This window comes from Haloparvum alkalitolerans (assembly GCF_050122995.1).
Lineage (GTDB): Archaea > Halobacteriota > Halobacteria > Halobacteriales > Haloferacaceae > Haloparvum > Haloparvum alkalitolerans.
Window position 1 is genome coordinate 112088 of the sequence record NZ_JBNLIA010000002.1, and the last position, 11405, is coordinate 123492.

The 11405-nt window shown below is 70.2% G+C and carries 10 protein-coding genes; 1 reads left to right on the forward strand and 9 read right to left on the reverse strand.

Going from position 1 to position 11405, the window contains the following annotated elements; genetic code table 11:
* Positions 1 to 14: 14 nt before the first annotated feature.
* Positions 15 to 1301: an MFS transporter gene (locus tag ACQE3L_RS02425; protein ID WP_426962205.1), complete on the forward strand. Its 1287-nt coding sequence runs from the start codon at positions 15 to 17 to the stop codon at positions 1299 to 1301.
* Between the two features lie 121 nt (positions 1302 to 1422).
* On the opposite strand, the gene ACQE3L_RS02430 is transcribed toward ACQE3L_RS02425, so the two are convergent.
* The 9 genes from ACQE3L_RS02430 to ACQE3L_RS02470 form a co-directional block, all read right to left on the reverse strand.
* A complete protein-coding gene (locus ACQE3L_RS02430; RefSeq protein WP_426962206.1) occupies positions 1423 to 2112 on the reverse strand; it encodes a DJ-1/PfpI family protein in 690 nt (229 codons plus the stop codon).
* A gap of 118 nt (positions 2113 to 2230) precedes the next feature.
* Entirely contained in the window at positions 2231 to 2800 is a 570-nt protein-coding gene (gene hpt, locus ACQE3L_RS02435; RefSeq protein WP_058365726.1) for a hypoxanthine/guanine phosphoribosyltransferase, read from the reverse strand.
* 113 nt (positions 2801 to 2913) lie between these two features.
* Positions 2914 to 4359, reverse strand: a complete 1446-nt coding sequence (locus ACQE3L_RS02440; protein ID WP_426962207.1) for a DHH family phosphoesterase — start codon at positions 4357 to 4359, stop codon at positions 2914 to 2916.
* A 1019-nt stretch (positions 4360 to 5378) separates the two neighbouring features.
* Positions 5379 to 6887 (reverse strand): NADH-quinone oxidoreductase subunit N, encoded by a 1509-nt coding sequence (locus tag ACQE3L_RS02445; protein ID WP_426962208.1) that lies wholly within the window; start codon positions 6885 to 6887, stop codon positions 5379 to 5381.
* Positions 6887 to 8410, reverse strand: a complete 1524-nt coding sequence (locus ACQE3L_RS02450; RefSeq protein ID WP_426962209.1) for a complex I subunit 4 family protein — start codon at positions 8408 to 8410, stop codon at positions 6887 to 6889. The genes ACQE3L_RS02445 and ACQE3L_RS02450 overlap by 1 nt, the downstream gene beginning before the upstream one ends.
* A complete protein-coding gene (gene nuoL, locus ACQE3L_RS02455) occupies positions 8407 to 10431 on the reverse strand; it encodes an NADH-quinone oxidoreductase subunit L (RefSeq protein WP_426962210.1) in 2025 nt (674 codons plus the stop codon). Before nuoL ends, ACQE3L_RS02450 begins: the two co-directional genes overlap by 4 nt.
* A gap of 2 nt (positions 10432 to 10433) precedes the next feature.
* A complete protein-coding gene (nuoK, locus tag ACQE3L_RS02460) occupies positions 10434 to 10736 on the reverse strand; it encodes an NADH-quinone oxidoreductase subunit NuoK (protein ID WP_426962211.1) in 303 nt (100 codons plus the stop codon).
* Entirely contained in the window at positions 10736 to 11089 is a 354-nt protein-coding gene (locus ACQE3L_RS02465) for a hypothetical protein (RefSeq protein ID WP_426962212.1), read from the reverse strand. The genes nuoK and ACQE3L_RS02465 overlap by 1 nt, the downstream gene beginning before the upstream one ends.
* Positions 11086 to 11349 (reverse strand): NADH-quinone oxidoreductase subunit J, encoded by a 264-nt coding sequence (locus tag ACQE3L_RS02470; protein WP_426962213.1) that lies wholly within the window; start codon positions 11347 to 11349, stop codon positions 11086 to 11088. The genes ACQE3L_RS02465 and ACQE3L_RS02470 overlap by 4 nt, the downstream gene beginning before the upstream one ends.
* Positions 11350 to 11405 lie beyond the last annotated feature (56 nt).

Here is an 11405-nt window from a genome sequence, read left to right on the forward strand (position 1 = left end):
TCGAACCGCCGCCCGTGAACGCCAGCGACCGCGCCGTCGCCGCCTTCACCGCGCTCGGCCACGGCACGTTCCACGGCTTCGAGCTGTCGATCCCGCTGTTCGTCCCGCTGTGGATCGCGGAGTTCGGCGTCTCGGCGACGGTCGTCGGCGCCGTCACGGGCGCCAGCTACGCCCTCATCGGCCTGCTCGCGCCGCTTTCGGGCGCGGCGGCGGACCGGTGGGGGTCGCGGCGGCTCGTCCTGCTGTCCATCGGCGGGATGGGCGCCGCCTTCGCCGGCCTGTACCTCGCGTCCACGCTCGCCGGCGTGACGCTCGCGCTGCTGGCGTGGGGCGCCGCGGCGAGCCTCTATCATCCCGCCGGCCTCTCGCTGATCAGTCGCGGCGCCGACCGCCGGGGGACGGTCCTCGCGGTCCACGGCGCGGGCGGCAACGTCGGGATGGTGGTCGGCCCGCTCGCGGTCATCCTCGCGCTCACGGCCGCCGAGTGGCGGGCGGTCGCCGCGGCGCTCGCGGTCCCCGCCGCGGTCGCGGTGCTGGTGGGGCTCCGGGTGCGGATCGACCGGGACGGTGAGGGCGACCGGGACGGTGACGGAGGTGGTGGACGTGGGGATGACGCGGACGGAGAGTCGGAGGCGGAGCGGTCGGCCGCGGCCGCCGCCGAGACGCCCCGCGGCGCGCTTCTCGCGCTCGTCGCGGACTCCCGGCGGCTGTTCGCGGGCGGCTTCCTGCTCGTCTTCGCGATCCAGATGGTCTACGGCGTCTACTACCGCGGCGCGTTCACCTTCCTGCCGGACGTGCTCGCCGGCGTCCCCGTCTTCGAGCCGCTGACGCTCGGCGGCCGCGACCTGGAGGCGAGTCGGCTCGCGTACACGTGGCTCCTGCTCGTGGGCGTCGCGGGGCAGTACGCCGGCGGCCTCGCCAGCGACCGACTCTCGCCCGAGCGGACGCTGCTGGCGGCGTTCGCCGGGCTGGCGGTCGTCTCCGTCGCGTTCCTCCCCCTCTCGAACGCCGGCGTCGCCCCGCTGCTCGCGGTCTGTGCCCTGCTCGGCTTCTTCGCGTACGCCGTCGCGCCCGTGGCGCAGACGGTCGTCGCGCGCAGCGTCGACGAGGCGAGCCACGGGCTCTCGTTCGGCTTCGTCTACCTCGGGACGTTCGGCGTCGGCGCGCTCGGCGCGCTGCTTGCCGGCGCGGCCCTCGACGCCGGCGGCTCGGAGGCCCTGTTCGCCGGCCTGACGGGGGTCGCGATGCTCGCGGCCGCGCTCGCGGGCGCACTGGCGGTTCGGACCGCGCGCTCGTCCTGAGGCGAGCGCGGAGGTACCGAGAACGGGGGAGTTCGTCGCGGCCTGCCGAGACGGGTCGGACGAATCGGATGTGTCCTGATCGAAGATGTCCTGAGCAACGGTTCCCGAGCCCAGAACCCGCCTACAGCTCCAGCACGTCGATCAGCGTCTCCGCGGCTGCCTCGGAGGAACCGGGGCCACGGGCGGTGATCAGGTCGCCGTCGACGGTGACGCTCGTGTCCGCGTCGAGTTCGGCATCCCAGAGGCCGCCGGCGGCGACGACCTCGTCCTCGACCCAGTAGGGGAGCTTGCGCCCGTCCGGGAGCACGTCGTCGTCGTCCACGATGTCCGCCTCCCACGCGTTCGGGAAGCCGGTGACCTCGCGGCCCTCCACGAGGAAGGAGCCGTCCGCCTCGCGCGTGAACGCGAGGATCCCGACCGCGTGACAGACGACGAGCGCGACGCCGTCCTCGCCGGCGACCGCCTCGAGCAGGAGCTGGCGCGCGTCACGGTCCTGGTTTACGTCCCAGACCGTGCCGTGGCCGCCGGGGAACACGACCGCGTCGTGGTCGGCCGCGGAGGCGGCCGCCAGCGGGATCGGGTCGTTGAGGGCCGGGTCCGCGCCCGCGACCTCGCGGTAGCGCTCCGCGGTCTCCTCGCCGACGGTCTCCGGGTCGAGCGAGCGCTCGTCCGGCTCCGGGGCCGTGCCCGAGGGCGTCGCGACCGTGACGTCGACGCCGGCGGCGCCCAGCGCGTTCAGCGGCTCGATGCACTCCTCGGCCCAGTACCCCTCCTCGCTGACGACGAACAGCGCGGTCTGCGTATCGCTCATGCAGTTCCGGTTCGGGCCGGCGACGCAAAAGGCCGTGGTGGCCGGCAGGTCGGACCGGGATCGGAAGGCCCCGGGATGGTCGGGGCGGCGCGAGGAGTCGGTCCCCGCCGCTCCGCGGCTACCCGTCGCCGTCCTCGTCGACGATGACGACCTCGCCGTCCTCGACAGTGACGTTGATCAGCGTCTTCACGTCGTAGTCGGTGTCGTCGAGTTCGTTCTCGCCCGCCTTCTTGATCACCGCGAGCACGTCGACCACGTCCGCGCCGACCTCGTTCGTGAGCGCGTCGAGGATGGCCTTCATCGTGCCGCCCGTCGAGAGCACGTCGTCGAGGACGAGCACGCGGTCGCCCGCCTCCACGTCGTTGATGTACATCTCGGACTCGGAGTAGCCCGTCTCCTGGAACAGCGGCACCTCGCCGTCGAGGCCGTACTGGCGCTTGCGGATGACGACGAGCGGGATGTCCGTCATCAGCGAGAGCGCGGTGGAGATGTGGATCCCCATGGCCGCGGGGGTGACGATCTTGTCGACGTTCTCCAGTTCCGTCTTCCGGATCATCCGGATGACGATCTCGCGGAGGAGCTCCGGCTCCAGCATCGGAACGCCGTCGCTGATGGGGTGGACGAAGTACTCGTAGTCGCCTTTCTCGATGATCGGCGCGTCGAGGAGTGACTGCCGCAACTGGTCCATGTCGCGCGTACCAACCCGGGCGGATAAAGTCTGGCGGTTATGCCGCCGACTGTGAGGTGTCCACAGACGGCTCGGCCCCGAAGCGCGGCTGGACTCCGGCGGCGCGAGACGCCTCAGTCGTGCGGGAACGCGGCGTCCGGATCGTGGTCCGGCGCCGCGGGCGCGTCCGCGAGCGTCTCGAAGAAGCGGCCGGAGACGATGTCCTCGACCACGTCGGTCAGGGTCTCCTCCGCCTCCTCGTCGACCTCCCCGAGGATGCCGAGCGGGACCTGCGCGCCGGCCATGTCGGCGTGTCCGCCCGCGGAGCCGATCTGGTCGAGCGCCTCCCGGAGCGTCTCGCCGAGGTCGATGGACGCGCCGCGCGCGCGAGCGGAGACGTAGACGACGCCGTCCATGTAGCCGTAGACGAGCGACACCGTCACGTCTTCCAGGTTCAGCAGTCGCTCGGCCGCCTGCGCGAGCGCGTCGCGGTCGTTGATCGGTCCGGCGCACGAGGCGACCGCCGACCCCCGCACGTCCCGGTTCCGGATCGCCTCCGCGAGCGTCTCGACGGTGTTCGCGCTCACGCTCGGCGACTCGACGCGCTCGAGCACCTCCTCGTCGACGAACGGGAGGAGGTTCGCGCCCGCCTCGAAGTCCGCGGCCGACACTTCGCGAGTGAGATCGCGCGTGTCGACGCGGATCCCGTACAGTAGGGCGGTCGCGGTCCGGCGGTCCGGCTCGATCCCGAGCCGGTCGAGGTACTCGGCGAGGATGGTGCTCGTCGCGCCCAGGTCCGGCCTGATGTCGACGTAGGCGCCGTCGACCGGGCCGCGCGGCGGATGGTGGTCGACGACGACGGCGACCGGCGTCTCGGGGTCGAGGCTGTCGTTGACGCCCGCGCGCGAGTGGTCGACCAGGGCGATTCCGCCGTACTCATCCGGGTTGATCGACTCCACGTTCCGGATCGGGATGTCCAGCAGGTTCACGAGCGCGCGGTTCTCCTGATGGGAGATCTCGCCGTGATAACACGCCTCCGCGGGCACTCCGACGGCCTCCGCGACGCGCACCAGGGCGATGGCGCTCGCGATGGCGTCGGGGTCGGGATTGTCGTGGGTCACGACCGCCAGCGGCCCGTTCAGTTTCCGGAGCGCCGCGAACAGCGACGCCAGGCGCTCGCCCTCGTCCGCGCCCGCGGCCGCGACGACGCGGTCCGCGAGCGCGTCGACGGGGTCGATGAGTCGGTCGGCCGTCTCCCGGAGTCGGTCACGGACGGCGTCCGCCGGGTTCTCGCCGGCGTACGCAACGATCAGCGCGTCGGGGAACGCCGCCCGCGCCGACAGCGCGGCGGCGAGGTTCCGGTCCGGGTCGTCGCTCGCGACCACGACGACCGCCGCCCTGTCGGGGTAGTTGGCGGAGTCGGTCGGGTCCGCCTCGACGGCGGCGACGTTGGCCTCCCGGAGCGTCGTCACCCAGCCGGTGTCGGTAGCGACGACGTGTAACTCGCCGCGGCGCTCTCGCGCCCGCTCGACGAGCGTGTGACCGACGGAGCCGCAGCCGAGAACCAGCCGCCGTACCATGTGCCCGTCCCTGCGGGACGCGGACTCAAAACGGTACCGTCACGGTGAGTCCGGTGGACCGACCCCCGAGGCGATGGGCTGCGAGCCATCCCACCCAACTGCACTCACGGCGGGAGTCCTTCGGTATCAGCCAAAAACGTTCGTCCCACGTGCGGTCGCGGTGCTGTGCGTGGCGGTGCGGTCGGCGCGCGCCGCGGCGACCCCGTGTCGCCGCGACCGCGCGAGGTCGCCAGCGCGCTACTGCACGCTGGCTGCTCGAAAATCTCCGATTTTCGGTGGAGGGCGCGGGGCGGCCGCCTGCGGTGTCTCCGGCGCGCCACTGCACGCCGGAGGCCAGCGGGACGCGGTTTGTCCCGCGCTGCGGTTCCGCGCCCCGCCCGCGGCCGAGGCTGGGGAGGTGTGAGGCTGCTGTGCGGTCGCGGTGCGGTGCTGTGCGGGGTGGGACTGAAAGGGGCAGCCGGCTCGAACCCGCCCGGACGACGCTCTCGCGAGCCTGCCGAGCGAGAGTCAGCAAGTCGCAGCCCGGACCCGTCCGTCGGGCGGTGCGGAGAGACGCAACGGAACGCCCGGACCGTCTTGCCAGACAAGCACCGCAGCGGGCTGTGTCTCCAGCGCGCCACTGCACGCTGGAGGCTAGCGAGACGCGGTTTGTCTCGCCAAGCGGAGAGCGAGGAGCGCAGCGAGGGTCCCGCGAGCCTGCCGAGCGGGACGACGGCAGTCGCAGCCCGGCAGCCCGCTACCGCAGGCAGCCCGGACCGCCTGCCGGAACCCGGCGCGGTCGAGCCGGCTGGGGCTTTCTGGATGTTGCTGTCTAGAGCAGTATTTGTAGCAGATCCAGATCAGTAGGAGGGAGAGCCGGCTGGGGCTTTCTGGATGTTGCTGTCTGGAGTAACCGGATCTGCAGCCGACACGGAAACCTCGCCGTCCGAAGCGCAGGTAGAAACGCTCTACCAGTCACAAATACGTCGCCGGTCAACGACCGAATGCGTCGTCGGAAAAACGTGTGAGAAGCGTCCGCGTTACGCGAACAGCGCGTTCGCGGCCGCCTGCGCGCTCTCGATGACCGGCCCGAAGCCGGGCAGTACGAGCACCGTACCGACCGCCGCGAAGACGATCGCGGCGTACAGCGCCGTCGGGCGCGAGTCGACCGCGTCGAGGTCGCCCGCCGGCTCCTCCAGCCACAGCGCCTTCACGACGCGGCTGTAGTAGTACAGCGACAGCACGCTGTTTGCGGCGCCGACCGCCGCCAGCCACCAGAAGCCGTTGAACACCGCGCCCATGAACAGGAAGTACTTCGAGAAGAACCCGCCGAGCGGGGGCAGCCCCGCCAGCGAGAACATAAACACGGTCATCGCGAGCGAGGCCATCGGCGCCTTGCTCGCGAGGCCGTTGTAGTCCTCGAACGTCTTCCCGACGCCCCACGTCTCCGCGAGGGCGATGAACAGGAACGCGCCGGTGTTCATGAACCCGTAGACGAGCAGGTGCGCCATCGCGGCGCCCATCACGTCGCCGTTGTGGGCCCCGCCGACCGAGATCGCCGCCAGCCCGATGAGCGCGTAGCCGGCGTGACCGATGGAGGAGTACGCCAGCATCCGCTTGACGTTCTCCTGGACCGCGGCCGCGAAGTTGCCGAGCGTCATCGTGACGACGGCGACGATGCCGAACGCCACCGCCCAGTCGACGCCCGCGACGAGTTCGCTCCCGAGCGCGAAGCCCTCGGTGAACACGCGGAACGCGAGCGCGAAGCCGGCCGCCTTCGAGGCGGACGACAGGAACGCGCTCACGGGCGCGGGCGCGCCCTCGTACGCCTCCGGCGCCCAGAAGTGGAACGGCACGGAGGCGGTCTTGTACGCCAGCCCGCCGAGCACCATCAGGATCCCGATGCCGGCGACGCCGACCGGGGCGTCACCGCTCGTCAGGCCAGCGGCCACGTCGGACAGCAGCAGCGACCCCGTCGCGGCGTACACCAGCGAGATGCCGAAGACGAACACCGCGGAGGAGACCGCGCCGACGAGGAAGTACTTCAGCCCCGCCTCGACGCTCCCCTTGTTCCGCTTGAGGAACGTCACCAGCGCGTAGGAGGGCAGCGACGCCATCTCCAGCGCGACGAACGCGACCGCCAGCGAGTTGGCGGCCGCCATCAGCGACATCCCCGTGGCCGCGAACAGGACCATCGAGTAGAACTCGCCGGGGCTGTCCACGTCCGCGAGGTAGTCGTGCGCCGCGACGACGACCAGCGCCGTCACGACCGCGAAGACCACCGTGAAGAACAGCGCGAGGCCGTCCACCACGATCGCGTCCGCGAGCAGGGTGATCGCGCCGCCGGTGCCCTCCTGTCCGGTCCCGGCCAGCAGGAACCACGTCGCGGCGCCGAGCGACGCGAGCGACCCCAGCACGGCCACGACGGCCGAGGAGGTGTTCGAACGACTGTTCGGGTTGATCGTGTCCACGAGCAGCAGCGCGAGCCCCGTCAGCGCGAGCGCCAGCACGGGGGAGAGCGCGGCCCACTCGGGGAGTTGCGTCGCCATTAGTTGACACCTCCTGCGACCACGTCCGCGACGGCGTCACGGATCATCTCGAAGAACAGGTCCGGCGCGACGCCGAGCAGGATGATGGCACCCAGAAGCGCCATCAGCGGCGCCACGTCGCGGACCGGCGCGCGGCCGACCTCGTAGTCGGTCGCGAGGCTGAACGGCCCGAACAGCGTCTTCTGCATCGCCAGCAGCAGGTAGCCCGCCACGATGACGATGCCGAACATCGCCGCCGCGGTGAACAGCGGCATCAGGCCGCCCGCGACCGGCGAGCCGAACGAGCCCACGAAGATGAAGAACTCGCCCGCGAAGCCGGCCATCAGCGGCAGCCCCATGTACGCGAACGCGCCGGCGACGAGGACGCCCACCGCGACGGGCATCCGGTCTGCCATCCCGGACATGTCCGAGAGCATCCGCGTGTGCGTCGCGTTGTAGACGACGCCGACCGCCATGAACATCAGCCCCGAGATGAGGCCGTGCGCGACCATCTGGAACGTCGCGCCGCCGACGCCGTACTCGGTGAACGCGATCAGGCCGAGGATGACGTAGCCCATCGACGAGACGGACGAGTAGGCGACGATGCGCTTGAGGTCCTGCTGGGCCAGCGCCAGCATGGCGCCGTAGATGACCGACACCACGGCTATCGCGGCGATCGGCACCGCGAGCGCGGTCGCCTCCTCGGGCAGCATCGTGAAGTTGAACCGCAACAGCGCGTACGTCCCCATCTTCAGGAGGACGCCGGCCAGCAGCACCGACACCGGGGTCGGCGCCTCCACGTGGGCGTCCGGCAGCCAGGTGTGGAACGGCACCATCGGCACCTTCACCGCGAAGCCGACGAACAGCGCGAGGAACGCGAACAGCCGGATGGCGTCGGGGGCGATCCCGTAGAACGCCTCGACCTCGCCGGCCGCGAGCGCCGCGGTGATCGCGGGCATCCCGAACGTCTCGACCGGGAGCGCGAACACCAACGCCATGAACCCGATGAACATGACCAGCGACGCGAGGTTCGTGTACGCGAAGAACTTGATCGCGGCGTACTTCCGGCGCGGGCCGCCCCAGACGCCGATGAGGAAGTACATCGGGACGAGGACGGCCTCCCAGAAGATGAACCAGACGAAGAAGTCCAGCGCCGTGAACACGCCGAGCAGGTTCGCCTCCATGAACAGCAGCAGCGCGTAGAACTGGCTGATGCGGTCGGAGATGGGCGTCCACGCCGAGAGGATCGCTAGCGGGACGAGGAACGTCGTGAGCACCAGCAGCGGCATGCTGATGCCGTCGACGCCGACGAACCACTGGAGCGTGTAGCCGCCGACCTCCAGCCAGTCGGCCTGCGTTTCGAAGGCGATGCCGCCGCCCGTGAGGGCGTTGCCGGCCGCCTCGAACTGTGACCACATGTAGAGGCTCCCGACGAACGGGAGCAGACTGAGCGCGAACGCGAGCCGTCCCGCCCACTCGTCGGGAGCGAGCGCGACGACCACGGCGCTCACGAACGTTACGGCGATGAGCGTCTCGATTATCACAGGAACCACCCCCCGAGCACACCGAACAGGAGAAGCAGGCCGGTGAGCCCGAGCGTCAACATCGCGGCGTAGTGCGTGACCACGCCCGTCTGGACCCGCCGGACGCGCTGCCCGGCCGCCAGGCTCACCGAGGAGACGCCGTTGACGACGCCGTCGACGATGCCCTGGTCGAAGGTGTCCGCGCCGCCGGAGACGTCCTGCGTCCGGGCGGCGAGCCAGACCTGCACCTCGTCCTGGTAGTAGTTGTTGTACAGCACGTCCTTGAGGCCGCCGAGCTTCGCCGTGTGCTCCGTCGGCTCGGCGACGTTGTACAGCGTCCACGCGACCGCGAGGCCGGCCAGCGCCAGCCCGAGCGAGACGCCCGCGCCGATCAGCACGGTGGGCACCTCGCCGCCCGCGATGTAGCCGCTACTGTACGGACCGATGTCCGCGTAGTGGTGCGAGGAGAGGCCGTCGATGCCGCCCCACTCGTTGTCGAGCCAGCGGTGGAGCACGTCGATGCCCTTCACGCCGAGCACCTTCTTGACCGGCACCATGTTGATGAATCCGGTGACGACCGCGAGGGTGCCGAGCACCGTCAGCGGCCCCTTCACGTTCCAGCGCACCGAGTGCGGGTCCTCGGCCAGCTCCGACCGCGGCTCGCCGTGGAACGTCAGGAACACCATGCGGAAGGTGTAGAACGCGGTGACGGGCACCGCGAGCAGCCCCATGACGTAGCCGCCCAGAAGCAGCGGGTCGTTGAGGCCGTGGACGAGCGCCTCGTAGAGGATCTCGTCCTTCGACCAGAAGCCCGCGAACGGGAAGATGCCCGCGAGCGCGAGCGAGCCCGCGAGGAACGTCCAGTAGGTGACGGGCATCTTGTCCCTCAGCCCTCCCATGTCCCACATGTCCTCGTTGTGGTGCATCGCGATGATGACCGACCCGGCACCGAGGAACAGCAGCGCCTTGAAGAACGCGTGGGTCGTCAGGTGGAAGACCGCGGCCACGTAGCCGCCCGCGCCGAGCGCGAGCATCATGTAGCCGTACTGCGAGATCGTCGAGTACGCGAGCACCTGCTTCAGCTCGTCCTTCACCACGCCCATCGTCGCCGCGAACAGGGCCGTGAAGCCGCCGATGAACGCGATGACCGCGAGCGTCGTCGGCGTCAGCGCGTAGAAGCCGTACATCCGCGCGACGAGGTAGACGCCGGCCGCGACCATCGTCGCCGCGTGGATGAGCGCGGAGACCGGCGTCGGGCCCTCCATCGCGTCGGGGAGCCACGTGTGCAGCGGGAACTGCGCGGACTTGCCGACCGCGCCGCCCAGCACCAGCAGGCCGACGACGGTGAACCACGTCATCGCGTCGAGCCCGAACGGCGTCCAGGCGTCGAACTCGCCCGCGAGCGCCGCCTCAGCGAGCGCGGGGAACGACTCGGCGCCCGCGAACCCCGCGGTGCCGAACGTCGCGAACACCGCGACCACGCCGACGAGGAAGAAGTAGTCCCCGAAGCGGGTGACGAGGAACGCCTTCTTCGCCGCCGACGGCGGCCCCGGCTCCCGGAAGTGGAAGCCGATGAGCAGGTACGAGCAGAGCCCGACCAGCTCGAAGAACATGAACGCCATCAGCAGGTTGTCGGCGACGACGAACCCGAGCATCGAGGCGGTGAAGAGGCCGAGGCCGGCGTAGTACCGGGGGAGCCCCGTCTCGTCCTCGTCGTTCATGTAGCCGAGCGAGAACACGTGGACTAAAAGCGCCACGAGCGTCACGATGACGAGCATCAGCGACGACAGCGGGTCGATCAGCAGGCCGAACGCGAGCTCGAACTGCTCGCCGCCGGCCCACGTGTAGATCGTCTCGTCGTAGGCCGCCCCGCCTGCGACCGTCGCGAGCACCCACAGCGACAGCAGGAACGAGCCCGCGGTCGCCGCGATGCCCCCGAAGGCGCCGCCCTTGGGGAGGTACTTCCCGAGGCCCAGCGCCACGAGGAACGATACGAACGGCAGCAGGACGATGGCCGGCACGTACGCGAACGCGTCCACCATCGTTACCACCTCATCTCCGAAGTCAGTGTCACGTCTGTCTCACCGAAGTTACGGTACAGCACGAGGATAATGCCGATCCCGACGGCGACCTCCGCGGCCGCCAGCGCGATGACGAACAGGGCGAACACCTGCCCGGTGAGGTCCCCGTAGAACAGCGAGAACGCCACCAGGTTGATGTTCGCCGCGTTGAGCATCAGCTCCACGCTCATCAGGAAGTACAGCACCTCACGCCGCGTGAGGACGCCGAACAGGCCGATACAGAAGATGCCGGCCGCCAACAGCAGGTAGTAGGTGGGCGGGACCATCAGCGGTCACCCCCCTCCCGGCCGCCGTCGGTGAACGCCTCACCGACCGCGGAGACGACGGAGCCGCCCTCCTCGCGCTTCGCGAGGTAGAGCGCCCCGTCGACCGCCACGTCCAGCGTCAAGGCGACGATGAGGAACGCGGCGAGGAACCCCTCCGTGTTGGCGGCGAGGCTCCCGAGGTCGAGGTTGAAGAGGGCGTAGCCGATGTTGTGGACGACCGTGTCGGCCGCCTCGCCGGACAGCTCGAAGCCGGCCGGCTCGCCGAACTCCGCGTTCACGAACGCCGCGGCCATGGCCGCGAACAGCAGGACCGACGCCAGCCCCGGGACGAGTCCGGAACGGCGGTCGCTCATGCGCTATGCACCTCCGGCTCCGTCGACCGCGTCAGCATCACGGCGAACGTGATGAGGATGAGCACCCCGCCCACGTAGACGAGGATCTGCATGGCGGCGAGGAACTCCGCCTGCAACATCACGTAGTGCACCGCGACGCTCACCAGCGCGGCTCCCAGAAGCAGGGACGCGTGAAACACGTCCCGAGCGAGAACCACGCCGAGGCTGCTCGCCAGCGTAACGAGGGCGAACAGGGCGAACGCGATGGTTTCGTAGACCATTGTGTGTGTCTCCTATGAGATTTCCTTTGAAGGTTTCGAGAACGGCTCGACGCCGT